The organism is Nocardioides marmotae (assembly GCF_013177455.1).
Taxonomy (GTDB): domain Bacteria; phylum Actinomycetota; class Actinomycetes; order Propionibacteriales; family Nocardioidaceae; genus Nocardioides; species Nocardioides marmotae.
In genome coordinates this window covers 3,475,453-3,493,257 of record NZ_CP053660.1, presented here as the reverse complement: position 1 = coordinate 3,493,257, position 17,805 = coordinate 3,475,453, and the positions used below count along the sequence as shown (strand labels likewise).

Annotated in this window: 16 protein-coding genes; 9 read left to right on the top strand and 7 right to left on the bottom strand. The window is 74.1% G+C overall.

What is annotated here, in order from left to right; genetic code table 11:
• Positions 1-4: 4 nt before the first annotated feature.
• Positions 5-802, bottom strand: a complete 798-nt coding sequence (locus HPC71_RS16605) for an NAD-dependent epimerase/dehydratase family protein (protein WP_154614709.1) — start codon at positions 800-802, stop codon at positions 5-7.
• 30 nt (positions 803-832) lie between these two features.
• Positions 833-1,513 (bottom strand): biliverdin-producing heme oxygenase, encoded by a 681-nt coding sequence (locus tag HPC71_RS16600; RefSeq protein ID WP_154614710.1) that lies wholly within the window; start codon positions 1,511-1,513, stop codon positions 833-835.
• A 198-nt stretch (positions 1,514-1,711) separates the two neighbouring features.
• On the opposite strand from HPC71_RS16600, the gene HPC71_RS16595 reads away from it, so the two are divergent.
• The 6 genes from HPC71_RS16595 to HPC71_RS16570 are packed head-to-tail and all read left to right on the top strand — an operon-like array spanning position 1,712 to position 8,661.
• Positions 1,712-2,830: a heme/hemin ABC transporter substrate-binding protein gene (locus HPC71_RS16595; RefSeq protein WP_253943756.1), complete on the top strand. Its 1,119-nt coding sequence runs from the start codon at positions 1,712-1,714 to the stop codon at positions 2,828-2,830.
• Positions 2,827-3,966 (top strand): FecCD family ABC transporter permease, encoded by a 1,140-nt coding sequence (locus tag HPC71_RS16590; RefSeq protein WP_253943755.1) that lies wholly within the window; start codon positions 2,827-2,829, stop codon positions 3,964-3,966. The genes HPC71_RS16595 and HPC71_RS16590 overlap by 4 nt, the downstream gene beginning before the upstream one ends.
• A complete protein-coding gene (locus HPC71_RS16585; RefSeq protein ID WP_154614711.1) occupies positions 3,963-4,829 on the top strand; it encodes a heme ABC transporter ATP-binding protein in 867 nt (288 codons plus the stop codon). Before HPC71_RS16590 ends, HPC71_RS16585 begins: the two co-directional genes overlap by 4 nt.
• Positions 4,826-5,986 carry a hypothetical protein gene (locus HPC71_RS16580; protein ID WP_154614712.1) on the top strand — a complete coding sequence of 387 codons (1,161 nt, stop codon included), beginning with the start codon at positions 4,826-4,828 and terminating at the stop codon, positions 5,984-5,986. The genes HPC71_RS16585 and HPC71_RS16580 overlap by 4 nt, the downstream gene beginning before the upstream one ends.
• A gap of 13 nt (positions 5,987-5,999) precedes the next feature.
• Positions 6,000-7,274 (top strand): hypothetical protein, encoded by a 1,275-nt coding sequence (locus HPC71_RS16575; RefSeq protein ID WP_154614713.1) that lies wholly within the window; start codon positions 6,000-6,002, stop codon positions 7,272-7,274.
• 13 nt (positions 7,275-7,287) lie between these two features.
• A complete protein-coding gene (locus HPC71_RS16570; protein WP_154614714.1) occupies positions 7,288-8,661 on the top strand; it encodes an HtaA domain-containing protein in 1,374 nt (457 codons plus the stop codon).
• An 18-nt stretch (positions 8,662-8,679) separates the two neighbouring features.
• Here HPC71_RS16570 and HPC71_RS16565 read toward each other — a convergent pair whose 3' ends face one another.
• From HPC71_RS16565 to HPC71_RS16555, 3 genes are read right to left on the bottom strand one after another with little or no spacing between them, the layout of a single operon-like run.
• A complete protein-coding gene (locus tag HPC71_RS16565) occupies positions 8,680-9,330 on the bottom strand; it encodes a TetR/AcrR family transcriptional regulator (RefSeq protein WP_171896944.1) in 651 nt (216 codons plus the stop codon).
• 8 nt (positions 9,331-9,338) lie between these two features.
• Positions 9,339-10,172: a purine-nucleoside phosphorylase gene (locus HPC71_RS16560; protein ID WP_171896943.1), complete on the bottom strand. Its 834-nt coding sequence runs from the start codon at positions 10,170-10,172 to the stop codon at positions 9,339-9,341.
• Between the two features lie 31 nt (positions 10,173-10,203).
• Complete coding sequence (locus tag HPC71_RS16555; protein WP_171896942.1) at positions 10,204-10,656, bottom strand: gamma-glutamylcyclotransferase; 453 nt, start codon at positions 10,654-10,656, stop codon at positions 10,204-10,206.
• A gap of 69 nt (positions 10,657-10,725) precedes the next feature.
• Here HPC71_RS16555 and lpdA point away from each other — a divergent pair, with 69 nt between their 5' ends.
• A complete protein-coding gene (gene lpdA, locus HPC71_RS16550) occupies positions 10,726-12,117 on the top strand; it encodes a dihydrolipoyl dehydrogenase (RefSeq protein WP_216656441.1) in 1,392 nt (463 codons plus the stop codon).
• Positions 12,117-13,514: an NAD(P)H-quinone dehydrogenase gene (locus HPC71_RS16545; RefSeq protein ID WP_154614718.1), complete on the top strand. Its 1,398-nt coding sequence runs from the start codon at positions 12,117-12,119 to the stop codon at positions 13,512-13,514. Before lpdA ends, HPC71_RS16545 begins: the two co-directional genes overlap by 1 nt.
• A 24-nt stretch (positions 13,515-13,538) precedes the next feature.
• On the opposite strand, the gene HPC71_RS16540 is transcribed toward HPC71_RS16545, so the two are convergent.
• Entirely contained in the window at positions 13,539-14,264 is a 726-nt protein-coding gene (locus HPC71_RS16540; protein WP_154614719.1) for a DUF305 domain-containing protein, read from the bottom strand.
• Between the two features lie 87 nt (positions 14,265-14,351).
• Positions 14,352-15,674: an HNH endonuclease signature motif containing protein gene (locus HPC71_RS16535; RefSeq protein WP_154614720.1), complete on the bottom strand. Its 1,323-nt coding sequence runs from the start codon at positions 15,672-15,674 to the stop codon at positions 14,352-14,354.
• A 462-nt stretch (positions 15,675-16,136) separates the two neighbouring features.
• Between HPC71_RS16535 and HPC71_RS16530 the strand changes: the two genes are divergently transcribed.
• On the top strand, positions 16,137-17,696 hold the full coding sequence (locus tag HPC71_RS16530) for an LVIVD repeat-containing protein (RefSeq protein ID WP_230084188.1): 1,560 nt from the start codon (positions 16,137-16,139) through the stop codon (positions 17,694-17,696).
• Positions 17,697-17,805: the final 109 nt, after the last annotated feature.

Sequence of the window (17,805 nt, the reverse complement as noted above, 5' to 3'; positions counted from 1 at the left end):
TTGCTCAGGGGCGGTCGAGGGCGGGGCGCTCGAAGGTGGCGGTGGCGTACGGTCCGCCGACGTGGGCGGCGTCCCAGTCGTCCTCGGGGGAGGGCTGGACCCGGTCGGCCCAGGCCTCGGCGTCGTCCTGCGGCTCGTAGCCCAGCGCGCGGCCGGGCTCGAGGTCCCACCAGGCGCGGGTGTTCGCGGAGATGCCGTAGAGGACCGCGAAGCCGGGGGCGGTCGCGGTCAGCCCGGCGTGCACCATCCGGACGCAGTCGTCGTGGGAGAGCCAGGTCGACAGGTTGCGGACGGACTCGGGCTCGGGCAGGAACGAGCCGATCCGGCAGGCGACGGCGTCGATGCCGTACCGGTCGGCGTACAGGCTCAGCAGCGCCTCGGCCGCGACCTTGGACACGCCGTAGAAGGTGTCGGGCCGCGGCCGGGCATCGATGCCGACCAGGTCGCGGCGCGGGGTCCGGCCGACGGCGTGGTTGGAGGAGGCGTAGACGATCCGGCGCACGTCGTGGGCCACCATCGCGTCGAGCAGCGCTCCGGTGGTCACGACGTGCGAGGTCAGCGAGTCCGGCAGGTTCGCCTCTCCGGGGTGGCCGGCCAGGTGGACGACCGCGTCCGGGGACTGCTCGGCGACGACGGCGTCGACCGCGTCGGGATCGGTGCAGTCCACGGCGTACCAGGCGCCGTCCTCGCCCGAGGGCTGCGGGAGGCGGTCGAGGCCGACCACGTCGTGGCCGCGGTCGGCCAGGCCGAGCGAGACGACCCGGCCGATGCTGCCGGCGGCGCCGGTGACGAGCACCTTCATGCGCGGGGGTCCCGGCCGACGGTGTGGACCTCAGTCCTGCGGGGCCGGACGGCGGTAGGCATCGATGCGTTCTCCGAGCTCTGAGAAGAGGGCCTGGTTCAGCCGGAACGCTACCTTCACCTCGTCCACGACGCGGGCGACTCCGGCCGCGTCGAGGCCGAGGGCGTCGAGCCGCGCGCGGTAGGCGTCCTTGTACGGCTTGGGCTTGGGGATCTCGGTGAACGCGTAGAACGCGGTGCCGGCGCCCTCGAGCCCGAAGGTGCGGTCGAGCACGCGGCCGATGGCCTGGCCGCCGGAGAGGTCGCCGAGGTAGCGGGTGTAGTGGTGGGCGACGAGGTCGCCGCCCCAGGTCGCGCCGTGCAGGCGGGCGCAGTACGCCTCGGCGGCCGGCGACTCCCCGGCGGCGAGCTCGTGCGGCTCGCCGGGGGCCCAGTGGTCCAGGTCGGCGTCGAGGACGGCCAGCCGCTCCAGCGCCGGGTCGTGCACCGCGGCGACGAGCGGGTCGGCGGCGCGCTCGCGCACGACGTTCTCCAGGGCGGCGTAGACCGCGCGGAGCCGGCGCAGGTACGCGGCGTACCCGGCCTCGGAGATCCGGCCCTCGAGCAGCTCGGTGACGAAGGCCGAGCCCTCGGCGTCCTCGTGCTCGGTGCGCGAGCCGTCGCGCATGGCGGTCGAGAGGGCGGGGGTGGGGCCGGCGTCCAGCACGGTCATGAGTCTCTCCTGCGACGAGGGGTGGGGCGGTGACGGGGATGGTGCGAGAAGGGTGGGGCGGCTCGGCACGGCTGGCTTGAACGGATCCGCATCATCGAAATCGCGGTCTCGACAATGGGTCGGAGTACCTGCGGCGCTGCGTCGAGACAAGTGGAACCGTTGGCAAGCCTTACCTAACTAAGGTGTACCTTACTCGACGTGCGTGCTCCTGTCCTCTCCCCCCGGGTCCTGGCTCCGTCCCTCCTGGCGCTCCTCCTGGCGCTCCTCCCCGGCTGCGGCATCGCGACCGGTGAGCGGGCCGCGGGCGCGGAGGGCGGAGCCACGGTGCGCACCGCTCCGCCGCTGTCGGACGTCGAGCCCCTCGAGGACGTCCGGGGCTGGGAGGGGGAGGCGGTGGTCGCGCCCCGCGACGAGCTCGACCCGGTCGCGACCTCCCCGGAGCAGCACCTGCCGGTGACGCTGACCGACGCCCAGGGCACGCGGGTGCGGGTCGACGACGCCAGCCGGGTGCTCGCCCTCGACGTGCACGGCACGCTCGCGCGCACCGTGGCCGAGCTCGGCCTCGCTGACGTGCTGGTCGGGCGGGACGTCTCCACCCAGGTGCCGGGCCTCGACGACCTCCCGCTGGTGACCCAGGACGGGCACGACCTGGTGGCCGAGGCGATCCTCGAGCTCGACCCCACGCTGATCATCACCGACACCTCGCTGGGCCCCTGGGACGTGATCCTCCAGCTGCGCGACGCCGGCGTCCCCGTCGTCGTGCTCGAGCCCGAGCGCACCCTCGACAACGTCGGCGACCTGATCCGCGACGTCGCCGAGGCGCTCGGCGTCCCCGAGCAGGGCCGCGCCCTGGCCCGGCGCACCCAGCAGCAGATCGACGCGGTCACCGAGCAGGTCGCCCGGGTCGCGCCGGAGCGGACCGGCGAGAAGCTGCGGGTCGCGTTCCTCTACGTCCGCGGGCAGAGCGGCGTCTACTACATGTTCGGCGACGGCTCGGGCGCCGACTCCCTCATCGAGGCGATCGGCGGGTACGACGTCGCCGAGGAGATCGGCTGGAAGGGCATGAAGCCGCTCACCGACGAGGGACTGGTCTCCGCCCAGCCCGACCTCGTGCTGATGATGACCGGCGGGCTGGACTCCGCCGGGGGCGTGGACGGGCTGCTCGAGCGGCTGCCCGCGCTGGCCCAGACCCCGGCCGGCCGGAACCGACGCTTCGTGGCGATGGACGACGCGGCGGTGCTCGGCTTCGGCCCCGCGACCGCGTCGGTCATCGAGGCGCTCGCGGTGGCGACGTACGCGCCGGGGGAGCTGTCGTGACCTCCGTGCTGCCCCCGCCGACCCCGACAGCGGCGCCGACCGGGTCGCCGACCCCGTCGCCGGCGCCGCAGGACCCCGCCCGCCGGGCCGCCGCCCGCCGCGCGCTCGCCGGCCGGGTCGGGCTGCTCGGGGGCCTCGGCCTCGCGCTCCTGGTCGCGGTCGTGCTGGGCGCCGGCCACGGCCAGCTCGACGTGCCGCCGGCCGAGGTCGTCGGCTCGGTGCTGCACCGCCTCGGCCTGGACTGGGGCCCGCTGCCGTCCCACCCGCAGGGGGAGAACACCCTCTGGCAGGTCCGCTTCCCCCGCGTCGCGCTCGCGGCGCTCGCCGGCGCCGCGCTCGCCACCGCGGGCGCGCTGATGCAGGGCGTCTTCGGCAACCCGCTCGCCGATCCCGGCGTCGTCGGGGTGTCCTCGGGCGCCGCCGTCGCCGCCGCCTCGGTCATCGTGCTGGACCTGACCTTCGCCGGGACCTGGACGATCGCCGCCTGCGCGTTCCTCGGCGGGCTGGTGACCACCGTGCTCGTCTACCTGCTCTCCCGCGACGGCGGCCGGACCGAGGTGGTCACCCTCGTGCTGACCGGCATCGCACTCAACGCGGTGACCAGCGCGGGGCTGGCGTTCCTGATGTTCCTCGGCGACACCCAGGCCCGCGAGGAGATCGTCTTCTGGCAGCTCGGCAGCCTCAACGGCTCACGCTGGGACGAGGTCGGCGTCGTCGCCCCGCTCGCCCTCGGCGGCATCCTCGTCGCGCTCCTGCTCGCCCCCCGCCTCGACCTGCTCGCGCTCGGCGACCGGGCCGCCCGCCACGTCGGCGTCGACGTCGAGCGGCTGCGGATGGGCACCATCGTCGTGGTCGCCGTGCTGACCGCGGCCGCGGTGTCCTTCTGCGGGATCATCGCCTTCGTCGGGCTGGTCGTGCCCCACCTCGTGCGCCTCGTCGCCGGCCCGGGCCACCGGCTCCTCGTGCCGGCCAGCGCGCTCGGCGGCGCGGTGCTGCTGGTGGTCGCCGACCTCTGGGCCCGCACCGCGATCGCCTACGCCGACCTCCCCATCGGCATGCTGACCTCGCTGGTCGGCGGCCCGTTCTTCTTCTGGCTGCTGCGCCGCGCCCGTCGTACGGCGGGGGGCTGGGCATGACCACGACGGGCACGACCACGACGGGCACGATCACCATCAGCGCCCGCGGCGTCGGCGTGAGCGTGGAGGGCCACCGGATCCTCGAGGGCGTCGACGTCGACGTCCGCCCCGGTGAGCTGCTCGCCCTCGTCGGGCCCAACGGCGCCGGGAAGTCCACGCTGCTCGGCGTCCTCGCCGGCGACACCGCGCCGACCACCGGCACCGTGGAGCTGGCGGGCCGCGAGCTGAGGCGGCACCCGGCCCGCGAGCTGGCACGGCTGCGCGCGGTGCAGCTGCAGAAGCAGGGCCTGGCGTTCGGGTTCCGGGTCGAGGACGTCGTACGCATGGGCCGTTCGCCGTGGCACCGCACCCCGGCCGAGGACGACGACGACCGAGCGGTGGCCGAGGCGATGGCGGCCGCGGAGGTCACCGCGCTCGCCCAGCGGCTCTTCCCGACCCTCTCGGGTGGCGAGCAGGCACGGACCTCCTTCGCCCGGCTGCTCGCCCAGTCCGCTCCGGTGCTGATGCTCGACGAGCCGACCGCCGCGCTCGACATCCGGCACCAGGAGGCGGTGCTCGACGTGCTGCGCCGCACCGTGCGCGCCGGCGCCGCGGTCGTCGTGGTGCTCCACGACCTCTCGCTCGCCGCGGCGTACGCCGACCGCGTCTGCGTCCTCGCCGACGGCCGGGTCCGCGCCGACGGACCCCCCGCCGAGGTGCTCACCGGCGCCCTGCTGAGCGAGGTCTACGGCCACCCCGTCGACGTCGTCGAGCACGCCGGCCACCTCGTCGTCGTCCCGGTCCGCACGCACGCGCCCCCCGCCGCGCCGACCACCGCCCCCCAGCCGCACCACCCGCACCCCTCGTACCAGGAGATCCCGTGACCCGGCTCCTCGCCGCGCTGCTGCTCGCGGCCACCGCCGCCCTCGTCGCCCCGGCCGCCCCCGCCTCTGCGGCCGCGCGGGTGACGGTCGCCAACCCCGACGGCGACGCGGTCGTCGACCCGACGTACGCCACGACCCTGACCGTGCGCGGCACCGGCTTCCAGGCGGTGCGCGGCGGCCATGGCGGCATCTACGTCTTCTTCGGCGCCGTGAAGGGGACCTGGCAGCCCAGCCGGGGCGGCGCGACCGGCCAGGACTACTGGTACGTCCCCGACAGCGAGGCCCGCGACAACCAGGGCTTCCAGAAGTACGTCGCGTTCCCGGGCTCCGACACCGCGGGCTCCGCCAACGGCGGCGCGATGTCGGCCGGCGGCGCGTGGTCGACGTCGGTCGTGGTCCCCGGCGCGACGTTCCGCGCCTACGACCGGTCGGACTCGGTGCGCACCATCGACTGCCGCACGATGACCTGCGGCGTGATCACGATCGGCGCCCACGGGATCAAGAGCGCCCGCAACGAGACCTTCACGCCGGTGCGCGTCGCGTCTCTCCAGCAGCAGGAGCCGGCCGCGGGATCCTCCTCCGCCCCCGACGCCCAGCAGGGGAGCTCCGCGCCGGGCGCCGCTCCCGAGGCGGGCGCGCCCGAAGCGGGGAGCGTCCCCACCGCGGACGCCGCGGGCACGGACGAGGGCGGCCAGGGTGGCCAGGGCGGCAAGGGCGGCGACGGCGGCACCGGCCGCGGGGCCGCCGTGGGCGCCCCGACGCTCGAGGTCGACCGCGCCTCGGCGGTCGCCGGGAACGTCCTCGCCTTCACCGCGACCGGTCTGCCGCCGGGCCGCCAGGTGACCGTCGTCCTCGACGACGGCGCTGCCGGCGCCGGTCCGTTCCTCGTCGGCGCCGACGGCACCACGGCGGGCGTGCTGACCCTGCCCGAGGACGCCGCGGCGGGCACCCACGAGCTGCGGGTGCACGGCGTCGAGGAGCCCCCGTCGGTGTCCTTCGCGATCGCGGCGGCCGAGGCCGAGCCGGCCGCGGCCACCTCGGACGAGGGGCGCGCCGGCCTGGCCTTCGCCGGCGTCGCGGGCGTGGTGCTGCTCGCGGCGGTCGGCCGGGCGGCGTACCCCCTGCTCCGCACGCGGCGGGTGCGTCGTGCGGCCTGAGCGGCGGCGGCCCGTGGCGGCCCTGCTGGCCGCCGGCGCGACGATCGCCCTGCTCGCCGGCGCCCTGGCCGGGCCCGCCGCGGCCGAGGAGCCCGGCCCGGGGACCCCGGAGACCTCGCCGACCCGGGTGGAGCTCGACGGCGCGGTCCTGCGCTGGGGCATCAACCACGAGACCAGCAACCGGGCGCACGCGCCGGACACGTTCAACTACCTCTCGGCCGGCCGGGTGCCCGACCCCGGCCGGGGCGGCACCTCCCTGCCGCGGTCGTCGTGGAAGCAGCAGGCGGGCGCCGTCCGGATCCAGAAGTGGGACGGCCGCCGCTGGCGCGCGGCCACCTGGAAGGGGCTGCGCACCGACGCCTCCGGCGCCCCCCTCGGCGCGCCGGCCAGCGGCTCGACCAGCGGCCTGCGGTTCACCATCGGGGAGGGTGAGGGGCACGTCGACCCGGCCGCCGGGACGGCCCGCATCGCCTGGGACGGCGACCTGACGGTCGTCTACTACTCCGGGATGTCGATGTTCCACGTCAGCGACCCGGTCCTCGAGGTCGCCGACGGCCGCGGCACGCTGAGCGCCACCCTCACCGGCTATGCCTCCTCCCTGGAGGACCCCGGCGCGTGGGCGCCCGTCGCGCCGGTCACGGTCACCCTCGCCGACCTGCCCGAGGTCGACCTCGGCGCGGACGGGCTCAGCGCCGAGCCGGCGTACCGCGGGGTGCGCGTCGACGGCCTCGGCCAGGTGACGGGGGAGCAGTGGTCCGGCTCGTTCCCCGCCGACTTCGTGGCCTACATGGACCGGCTCGGGACGGCGGCGTTCTGGTTCTCCAGCGGCTCCGCGACCGACCCGTTCAAGGTGCCCCTCCCGCTCTCGGTCTCGTACGCCGCCGGCGGCTCCGACCCCGCGCCGCCGCCGACCACGCCGTCGACGCAGCCGGAGATCACCAACCCGACGATCGCTCCGCCGAGCGCCGACCCGACGCCCGCGCCGAGCACCGCTCCCGACCAGGGCGCCGGCTCGCAGGCCGCACCGCAGGCGGCCCGGGCTCCCGAGGCGGCCCTGGCTCCCGGGACCCTGGCCGCGCCGCCGGCGGCCGCGGTGCCGTCCGCGCCCGCCCCGACCGGTCACGAGACGCCGTCCGCGCTCCCGGCGAGCACCCAGCTGGTCTCCGCCGCACCGAGCGCCGCGCCCGCCCCCGCTCCGGCCTGGCCCTGGTGGGTCGGCGGGGCCCTCCTGCTCGCGGCAGCCGGCGTGCTGCTGCTCCCGCACCCCCGACGCTCCCGCGTCGCCTGAGAAAGGACGAACCATGATCCGCCCCACCCGCTGGGTAGCCTCCGCGGCCGCGACGACGGTGGCCGCCTCCGGCCTCGCCCTCGTCGCCGCCGCGCCGGCCACCGCCGCCCCCGCGCCGTCGCTGCGCTGGGAGATCTCCCAGCAGTTCGACGACCACCTCTCCTCCCACGAGCTGGGTGACGGGGCGACCGAGTCGGCCGACGGTGTCATCACCTTCCCGAGCGGCGTCGGGTCCTACGACGCCGCGACCGGCGCCGGCTCGGTGACCTACGACGGCTCGGTCGCCGGCTCGTTCCTGATCCCGGTCGTGGGCACCGCGGCGTACACCGTCACCTTCGCCGACCCCACCGTGACCGTGGACGCCGACGGCGAGGGGACGATCAGCGCGGTGGTGTCGGCGAAGGTCAGCGCGGGGAGGGGCCAGCCGGCCACCGAGGTCGCCCCGGCACGCGTCACCGTCACCACCTTCGACGCGCCGGGCTGGACCGTCGCCGACGGTCTCGGCTCGATCACCGCCACCCCGGACTGGGCCGGCGTCCTCGCCGCCGGCAGCGCCGAGGCGACCGCGCTCGAGATCCCCGAGGGCCAGCCGGTCGACGGCCAGGCCTGGTCCGCCGACCTCCTCGGCCACCTGCCGAGCGGGCTGCGCGCGCACTTCTACGCCTCCGGGACCTCCGATGCGAAGAAGGCGCCCGCCGACTTCACCGCGCAGGCATCGACCACGGCCGCCGGGCCGGCCGTCACCTACCGGACCACCGCCGCCTCGCCCAGCAAGGGCCTGACCCTCGAGGTCTCCGGCACCGGTTTCGACGGCACGACCAACCCGGGCGACAACGGCGTCTACGTCGGCCTCGCCCCGGCCGGCGGCCTGCCCGACACCGACGACATGGGCGACCAGGCGAAGTTCGCGGCCGCCACCTGGGTGCCCGCCGCCCAGATCACCGACGGCTCCTTCACCACCTCGCTGACCGCCCCGACGGCCAAGCTGCGCCGCGGCACGTCGTACGCGCTCTACACCTGGCAGGCGCACAGCCACTCCAACACCAGCCAGGACACCGAGACCCCCGTCACGATCGCCTGGGCCAAGCTCGGCCCGGTGAAGGCGAAGGCCACCGTGAAGGTCGCCAAGAAGCCGACGCCGAGCCGGGCGGGCAAGCTCAAGGTCGTCTACCGCGGCTCCGAGGGCACGGTCGCCGGCAAGGTCACCGTCAAGGTCAAGCGCGGCGGCAAGGTCGTCGCGACCCGTGCGGCCAAGCTCGCGCGCGGCAAGGCCACCGTCGGTCTGCCGAAGCTCGCCCGCGGCAGCTACCGGCTCAAGGTCGTGTACGCCGGCTCCCCGGCCTACCAGCGAGTCGTCAAGACCGTGGCCCTCACGGTCACCCGCTGACCCACCCGCCCGCGCCCCCTACCCGACCGGGGGCGCGGGCGCCGTCAGCATGGCGGTGCCCATGGAGACCAGGTTGGCGATGAACCGCTCGGTCGGCAGCGGGGTGCGACCGGTGGGCGGCAGCTCCGCGGCGCGGGCCCGGTCGGCGATGGCGTGCATGATGCAGTCGGTGAACACGGCGAGCCGCTCACCCTCGAGGTCGACGTCCATGGCCATCGGGCGCAGCCGCTCGCGCATCAGCGCGAACAGGTCGTAGCCACCGGTGCGCGCCACCGCCTCCTGCACGGCCGGGCCGAGCGGGGTGATGTCCTGCTGGATGACCTCCCCGAGGACGACGACGTAGCAGCGCCCGCGCCAGCCCATCTCCGAGACCTCGACGAGAGGGCGGACGAGCGCCTCGATGACCGAGGCGATGTCGTCGTCCGGGCGCTCGCGGGCGGCCGCGAGCAGCTCGACCCCGCGGCGACCGACCTCGTCGGCGTACGCCTCCAGGACGGCGGCGATCATGCCGGCGCGGCTGCCGAAGTGGTAGTGGACGGCACCGCGGTTGCGCTGGCCGGCTCGCCGGGTGATCTCGAGGAGCGATGCGTTGTGGACGCCGTGCTCGGCGAAGGCCTGCAGCGCGGCGTCGACCAGACGCTGGCGGGTGTCGGTCGCCGCGCTCTCCACTCGCCTGCTCAGATCCTCGGGACGATCCGGCCGAGGAGGTCGCCCATGCGGGTCGCGGCGGCCCGGCCGGCCTCGAGGACCTCCTCGTGGTTGAGCGGCTCGCCGGTGATGCCGGCGGCGAGGTTGGTGACCAGGCTGATGCCCAGAACCTCCATGCCGGCCTCGCGCGCGGCGATCGCCTCGAGCGTGGTGCTCATGCCTACCAGGTGACCCCCGATGGCGCGGGCCATACCGATCTCGGCCGGGGTCTCGTAGTGGGGGCCCGGGAACTGCACGTAGACGCCCTCGTCGAGGGTCGGGTCGATCTCGCGGCACATCGCGCGCAGCCGGCTGGAGTAGAGGTCGGTGAGGTCGACGAAGTTCGCGCCGACGATGGGGGAGCGGCCGGTCAGGTTGATGTGGTCGGAGATCAGCACCGGGGTGCCCGGGGTCCAGGTCTCCTTGAGCCCACCGCACCCGTTGGTGAGCACGACGGTCGAGCAGCCGGCGGCGGCCGCCGTGCGCACGCCGTGCACGACCGCGGCGACGCCGCGGCCCTCGTAGTAGTGGGTGCGGGAGAGGAAGGCCAGGACGTTCTTGTCCCCGACCTTGAGCGAGCGGATCCTGCCGGAGTGGCCGGCGACCGCGGCGGCGCTGAAGCCGGGGAGGTCGGTGGTGGCGATCTCGGCGGTGGCGCCGCCGAGCGCGTCGACGGCCGGGAGCCAGCCCGAGCCGAGGACGAGCGCGAGGTCGTGGCGCTCGACGCCGGTGAGGTCGGCCAGCCGGGCCGCGGCCTCCTGCGCCAGGGCGTAGGGGTCGGTGTCGTGCTGCTCGGTGCTGGCGGGGGTCTGCTGGTCGCTCACCCCGGAACTGTAGGTCAGACCCTGCTGCTGCTCAGAGTCCTGTCGAGCGGCACGGGCGGCGCCGGAGCGCGGCCACGTAGTCCGCCGGCGCGTCGGCCGCCTCGGCCGCGTCGGCGAGGACGCCGAGGTACGACGCGGAGGGCAGGCCGCCCTCGTAGGCGTCGAGCACGTAGGTCCACACCACGACCTCGCCGTCCATCGTGGAGACCCGGACCTTGGTCTTGCGGTAGAGACCGGAGTCGGCGGCCTCCCAACCGTCGAGGTGCTTCTCGTCCTCGCGGGTGACGTCGTAGATCGCGACGAAGACCTGCTCGAAGGGGTCCTGGACGATCGTGGAGAGCGCCCCGTCCCAGCCGTGCTCCTCCCCGCCGAAGGTCAGCCGCCAGCCGCTGAGCCAGCCGGTCGTGCGCAGCGGGGAGTGGGGGCAACGCTCGCCCATCCGGGCGGGATCGAGGTTGGTCCCGTAGGCGGCGTAGAGCGTCACATGGGCAGGCTACTGCGCGGTGGGCGACCGGTTCGGGGTGACCTGCGCGACGGAAGTAGGCTGCGGGGCGTGACGAACCACTTCGATGTCCTCGTCCTCGGCGCCGGTCCCGGGGGCTACGTCGCGGCGATCCGCGCCGCCCAGCTCGGCAAGTCGGTCGCCGTGGTGGAGGAGAGGTACTGGGGCGGTGTCTGCCTCAATGTCGGGTGCATCCCGTCCAAGGCTCTGCTGAAGAACGCCGAGCTCGCCCACGTCCTCACCCACGAGAAGGCCAAGTTCGGCATCGAGGGCGACGCCACGATGTCGTTCGGGCCGACCCACAAGCGCAGCCGGCAGGTCTCCGCCGGCATCGTCAAGGGCGTCCACTTCCTGATGAAGAAGAACAAGATCACCGAGATCGACGGGTGGGGCACCCTCACGGGCCCGACCTCGGTCGACGTGACCAAGGACGGCGAGACGACGTCGTACACCTGCGACGACCTGATCATCGCCACCGGCGCGAAGACCCGGCTCATCCCGGGCACCGAGCTCTCCGAGCGCGTGGTCACCTACGAGGAGCAGATCCTCACCGACCAGCTGCCCGGCTCGATCATCATCGCCGGCTCCGGCGCGATCGGCGTCGAGTTCGCCTACGTGATGAAGAACTTCGGCGTGGACGTCACCATCGTGGAGTTCCTCGACCGGATGGTGCCCACCGAGGACGCCGACGTGTCCAAGGAGCTGCTCAAGCACTACAAGAAGCTCGGCGTGAAGGTCCTGCTCTCGACCAAGGTCGAGGGCATCGACGACTCCGGTGAGAAGGTCAAGGTCACCGTCTCCAAGGACGGCGAGCAGCAGGTGCTCGAGGCCGACAAGGTCCTCCAGGCCATCGGCTTCCAGCCGCGGACCGAGGGCTACGGCCTCGAGGCGGCCGGCGTGGAGCTCACCGACCGCGGCGCGATCGCCGTCGACGGGCGCGGTCGCACCAACGTCGACCACGTCTACGCCATCGGCGACGTCACCGGGAAGATGATGCTCGCCCACGCCGCCGAGGCGATGGGCATCGTCGCCGCGGAGACGATCGCCGGCGCGGAGACGATGGAGATCGACTTCGACATGATCCCGCGGGCGACGTACTGCCAGCCCCAGATCGGCTCCTTCGGCTACACCGAGCAGCAGGCCAAGGACAAGGGGTACGACGTCAAGACGGCGACCTTCCCGTTCTCGGCCAACGGCAAGGCGCAGGGCCTCGGTGACGCCGTGGGCTTCGTCAAGGTCGTCGCGGACGCCGAGCACAACGAGATCCTCGGCGCCCACATGATCGGCCCGGACGTCACCGAGCAGCTGCCGGTGCTGACCCTGGCCCAGCAGTGGGACCTCACCGCCGACGAGGTGTCGCGCAACATCTTCGCCCACCCGACGCTGTCCGAGGCCGTGAAGGAAGCCGTCCACGGCATCTCCGGCCACATGATCAACTTCTGATGGCCACCGACCGCGTCGTCATCGTCGGGGGCGGCCCCGGCGGGTACGAAGCCGCGCACGTCGCCGCCCAGCTCGGCGCCGAGGTGACGATCGTCGACACCGACGGGGTCGGTGGCTCGGCGGTCCTCACCGACTGCGTCCCGAGCAAGACCCTGATCGCGACCGCGGAGGTCATGGACGAGCTCAGCGGCGCGGCCGAGCTCGGCGTGATCTTCACCGACACCGAGGGCGGGGCCGCCGACCACATCCGCGTGGACCTGGCCCGCGTCAACGAGCGGGTCAAGCAGCTCGCGGCCGACCAGTCCGCCGACATCGCGCGGCGGCTGGCCAAGGACGGCGTCCAGGTCGTCGAGGCGCGCGGTCGCCTCGACGGCCCCGGCCGGGTCGTGGCCACGGCCGCGGACGGCTCGGAGCAGACGCTCGAGGCCGACGCGGTGCTGGTCGCCACCGGCGCCGCGCCCCGCACGCTGCCCACCGCGCAGCCCGACGGGGAGCGGATCCTCACCTGGGAGCAGGTCTACGACCTCACCGAGGTGCCGACCGAGCTGATCGTCGTCGGCTCCGGCGTCACCGGCGCGGAGTTCGCCAGCGCCTACCTCAACCTCGGCATCCCGGTCACCCTGGTCTCCTCGCGCGACCGGGTCCTGCCCGGCGAGGACGCCGACGCCGCCGCCGTGCTCGAGGAGGTCCTGCGCCGCCGCGGCATGACGGTGCTCTCCAAGTCGCGGATGGAGTCGGTCGTGCGCTCCGGCGACGTCGTGACCGTCACCCTCACCGACGGCCGCACCGTCGAGGGCTCGCACTGCATCCTCGCCCTCGGCTCGGTGCCCAACACCGCCGACATGGGGTTGGAGGAGGCCGGCGTCATCCTCAAGGACGGCGGCTTCGTCAACGTCGACCGCGTCTCGCGGACCTCGGCGCGAGGCGTGTACGCCGCCGGCGACTGCACCGGCGTGCTCATGCTCGCCTCGGTCGCCGCGATGCAGGGCCGGATCGCGATGTGGCACTTCCTCGGCGACACCGTTCACCCGCTGGACCTGAAGAAGGTCTCCTCCAACGTCTTCACCTCCCCGGAGATCGCGACGGTCGGCTGGTCCCAGCAGGCCGTCGACGCCGGCGAGATGCAGGCCGAGGTGGTCATGCTGCCGCTGTCGGGCAACCCGCGCGCGAAGATGCAGGGCGTCCGTGACGGCTTCGTGAAGCTGCTGTGCCGCCCCGGCACCGGCATCGTCGTCGGCGGGGTCGTCGTCGGCCCCCGCGCCAGCGAGCTCATCCACCCGGTCTCCGTCGCCGTCGCCGAGTCGCTGACCGCCGACCAGCTGGCGCAGGCGTTCACCGTCTACCCCTCGATGTCGGGCTCGGTCGCCGAGGCCGCCCGGAAGCTGCACCGCATCTGAGCGGTGCGGCCCTCCGGGGTCGCGCTACAGGCTGGCCAGCACCTCTTCCATCCGGGTGATCTCGGCGGCCTGGCCGGCCTCGACGTCGAGGGCGAGCTCGGCCACCCGGCGGCTGGATCCGGTGCGGCGTACGTCGGCGGCCATCGCGACCGCGCCCGCGTGGTGCTCGATCATCCGCTTGAGGAAGAGCCGGTCGAAGTCGCTGCCCTCGGTGTCGGCCAGGTCCGCCAGCTGCGCGGTCGTCAGCATGCCCTGCATGGCGTGGTGGCCGTGCTCGCCGTGGTCGTAGCGCCCGGGGTCCTCGCCCGGCTGCGGTACGTCGACGCCCTGCCCCACCAGCAGCGTCGCCAGCACCAGGATCTCCGGCGCCTGCGCCTGCGCGATCCGCTCGGCCAGCGCCAGCACCCGCTCGTCCGCCGCGCGGTCCGGTGCGAGCGCCGCCATGTCGAGGGCCTGCCGGTGGTGGGGGAGCATCATCTGCACGAAGGCGATGTCGTCGTGGTTCCACCCGCCCTCGTCGCCCGCAACCACCGTCGTCGACGGCTCACCCGGCCCGCCGGGCTGCACCTCGACGACGTCGGTGGGTGGAGGCGGCGTGGGGGTGCTCGCGGTCGAGGTGGTGGTCGCTGGGGCGGTGGTGCTGCCCTCGCCGTCGCCGTCGCCGGCCGAGCAGGCGGAGAGGGCGAGCGCGGTCAGCAGGGTCGCCAGCGCCGCACTTCTCGTCGTCGTGGTGCTCGGCCTCGTCCTCACGGGGAACAGGAGACCACGCCGAGGCGCGCTCCGGGCGTGCCTGTGCCCCGCCGGTCGGGTGGTCCGGCGGGGTCGTGGGCGGTGGGGCTATGGGACGGGTGCTTCGTGCGGCTGGGGTGGGGGTGGTTCGGGGCCGAGGTCGTGGGTGCCGTGGTGGTCGACCCGGTAGGTGAGGCCGGTGGGGCTTCGCCACTGGAACGTTCCCGGCGATGGTGACTGCTGTGACCAGCCGGCGTGGGTCTTGGCGCGGTGGTGGCGTCGGCAGAGTGGGGCGATGTTCTCGGTGGCTGTCGGTCCGCCCCGGGCGTGGGGGATGACGTGGTCGTCGTCGATCCGGCTGGTGGCGTGGGCGGGGCGGGTGCACCAGGGGAAGACGCAGTGGTGGTCGCGGAGCCGGGTCTGGGTCGAGAGGCGGTCGGGGACTTCGTAGGCCTCGACGTGGATCCGGGCGTTGAGGTCGATGACGGGCTTGACGGTGATGGTGTTCGCGGTGGTGCTGCGTGCGGCGCGGGTGCACCAGTCGGCGAGCTGGCTGGTGAGGACGAACCCGCGGGTGTTCTCCACGCGCGTGATGTCGTCGAGGGTCCCGTCGGGACGCTGGTGCACGTGGACCACGAGGGGCTTGGGGTCGGTGTCGAACTCCAGGCTCATCTGCCGCCGCGCCATGTCACCCAGCGCGACCGAGCGGCGGGCGTCGAGGGTGTCGGTGCACCCCAGCGCCTCGAGCCTCGCCGCGCCCTTGGTCAGGGCGTCGTCGAGGTCGAGCGCGTCGGCCAGGTCGAGGGTGGCCCACACGTCGACGTGCCCGTCGAAGGAGACCTGGCGGGACTGGATGGTCACGTGCCGGGCCTCGGCACGCTCGGTGGCGACCCGCTGGGCCTCGTCGGGGTCGAACCGGACCAGCGCCTCCTCCAACAACCGCTCCAGGGCTGCGGGGCCGATGGTGGAGGCGACGGGTGCGACGTGGGTGTCGACGAACGCGGCACCCTTCTTCGGCAGATGCAGGGTGCGGCGGGCGAGCGAGCGGGCCTTCCAGGCGGGCAGGTCGAGGTCGGTGACCTTGGCCCACAGCTTCGGGAGCCGGTAGCGCAGCTCGAGGGCCTCGGCGAGGTAGGCGCGGCCGGCGTCCTCGGACTTGCCGAGCCCGGCGGCGAACTCCACGACGGCGAACTCGGTGACGAAGGGTGCACCCTCACCGGCGAGGCAGACGGGCTTGTCGCCGAACCCCCGGAACACCGACCAGGTGGCCGCCTCGTCCAGTGACTCCGCCGGGTGCAACACGCACCACTGGACAGCCGCTTCGAGGAGCTCGGCCTCGGCCGCATTAGCCGCGCGCTGCTTGGCCCGCGCGAGGCTCAGCACGTCGGCTGGGGTGTCCAGCGGGTGCTCGAGCGTCGCGGTCAAGGCCATGCCTCATTCTACTCGAACACGTGCTCGAACGGAAGAGGCTTCTTCGCACATCTTCAGAACGGGGTCGGACGCGCCAGCGCGAGGCGGCGGCCAGAGACCCGGCAGCGAACCGCGACCCACGGCGTACCTGGTCCGTAGCTGCCAAAACCGCAACCACTCAGGGCCCGCAGGCCGAAGGTCAGCTCACGGGGCCTCGACAACGTCGGCGCCGGGGCGCCTCCTGCTCGACCAGCGGTGGGGCCCGCAGGCCGAAGGTCGGCTGGCAGGGGCCTCGACACGTCGGCGCCGGGGCGCCTCCTGCTCGACCAGCGGGCGGGCCCGCAGGCCGAAGCTCGGCTGCCAGGGGCCTCGACACGTCGGCGGCGGGCGAGTCGGCGACGCGGCCATCCGGAGGGCGGGAGGCCGTAACTTGAGCGGACGCCGGGGGTTGCCCAGGCAGGTCCCGCGAGAGGAAGGCCACCGATGTCGCTGCGCACCCCGGAGAGCACCCGCAGGAGCCTCCGCTGGAGCACCCGCGCCGGACGCACCCCGCTGGCTGCGGTGGCGGCGGGGGTGGTCCTGGTGGCCGGCCTGGTGATGGCGCAGGGGTCGGCGAGCGGCGAGGTGGTGCCGGGGGCGTGCACGCCGGAGCAGGCGGCGCGGCTGCAGGCGGCGGGGGACAACTTCGCCGAGCGGTGCCGACTGCCGGGCCAGCTGCTGTCCGGGATGGACCGCGTCGAGGCGACGGCCGACCAGGGCGAGGTCGACCGGTCGGCCAACATGCGGCTGATCGCCAACCTCCCGCGCAGCGGGACGTTCGCGGGGGAGGAGGCCTACGGGACCGACCTGGCGTTCCGGGGCAGGTACGCCTTCGGGGGCAACTACCAGGGCTTCACGGTCTACGACATCTCCCGCCCGGCGAAGCCGCGCAGGGTCGCGCAGGTCGTCTGCCCGGGCGCGCAGAACGACGTGTCGGTCCACCGGAACCTCCTCGTGCTCAGCGTCGATGAGAGCCGCAGCGACGACACGTGCCGCAGCGAGCCGGCGCCGGCGAGCCGCAAGGGCAGCTGGGAGGGCATCCGCGTCTTCGACATCAGCCGCCCGGCCAAGCCGCGGTACGTCGCCTCTGTCGAGACCGACTGCGGTTCCCACACCCACACCCTCGCGCCGAGCAAGGACGGCCGGGCGGTCTTCGTCTACGTCTCCTCCTACGGCCCCAGCGAGGACCAGCCCGACTGCAAGCCGCCGCACGACGCGATCAGCATCGTCAAGATCCCGGTGGCCAAGCCCGCGCGGGCGCGCGTGGTGGCCCGCCCGCGGCTCTTCCCCGAGGGCGGCAACCCGGGCTCGCTGAACCCGCTGGGCTCCAGCGAGACCAGCGGCTGCCACGACGTCACGGCGTACCCCGCCCAGGACCTCGCGGCCGGCGCGTGCATGGGCGACGGGATCCTGATGGACATCAGCGACCGGGCCCGCCCGCGGGTGCTGCACCGGATCCGCGACACGCGGAACTTCGCCTTCTGGCACTCCGCGACCTTCAACAACGCCGGCACCAAGGTCGTCTTCACCGACGAGCTCGGCGGCGGCTCGGCGCCCACCTGCAACCCGCTGCTCGGCTCCACGCGCGGGGCGAACGGCATCTACGACGTGGTGCGGAAGCGGCTGGTGTTCCGCAGCTACTACAAGATCCCGCGCAGCCAGTCCCTGACCGAGAACTGCGTGGCCCACAACGGCTCGCTGGTGCCGGTGAAGGGCCGCGACATCATGGTGCAGGCGTGGTACCAGGGCGGCACGTCGGTCTTCGACTTCACCGACTCGCGCAACCCGCGGGAGATCGCCCACTTCGACCGTGGCGCGATCAGCGACACCGAGCTCGTGCTCGGCGGGTCGTGGTCGTCGTACTGGTACAACGGCCACGTCTACAGCCACGACATCACCCGCGGCCTCGACGTGTTCCGCGTCAGCGGGCGCTGGGCGGACCAGGCGCGGAAGGTGCGGATGGGCACCTTCAACGCCCAGTCCCAACCGTCGTACGACGGCTGAGCCCGTCCTCCCGGGCCCAGACCGCCGTACGACGGCGGCCGCGGGGGAGGCGGTCGCCGTCGTGGTCGGCCACCCCGGTTGGGCTCGGGGCTCCGGCGACCGTGACACG

Bases quoted from the DNA above. Each gene is read 5' to 3' on its own strand.
- HPC71_RS16605 (WP_154614709.1), bottom strand. From the start codon at position 802: ATGAAGGTGCTCGTCACCGGCGCCGCCGGCAGCATCGGCCGGGTCGTC.
- HPC71_RS16600 (WP_154614710.1), bottom strand. From the start codon at position 1,513: ATGACCGTGCTGGACGCCGGCCCCACCCCCGCCCTCTCGACCGCCATG.
- HPC71_RS16585 (WP_154614711.1), top strand. From the start codon at position 3,963: ATGACCACGACGGGCACGACCACGACGGGCACGATCACCATCAGCGCC.
- HPC71_RS16570 (WP_154614714.1), top strand. From the start codon at position 7,288: ATGATCCGCCCCACCCGCTGGGTAGCCTCCGCGGCCGCGACGACGGTG.
- HPC71_RS16545 (WP_154614718.1), top strand. From the start codon at position 12,117: ATGGCCACCGACCGCGTCGTCATCGTCGGGGGCGGCCCCGGCGGGTAC.
- HPC71_RS16535 (WP_154614720.1), bottom strand. From the start codon at position 15,674: ATGGCCTTGACCGCGACGCTCGAGCACCCGCTGGACACCCCAGCCGAC.
- HPC71_RS16530 (WP_230084188.1), top strand. From the start codon at position 16,137: ATGTCGCTGCGCACCCCGGAGAGCACCCGCAGGAGCCTCCGCTGGAGC.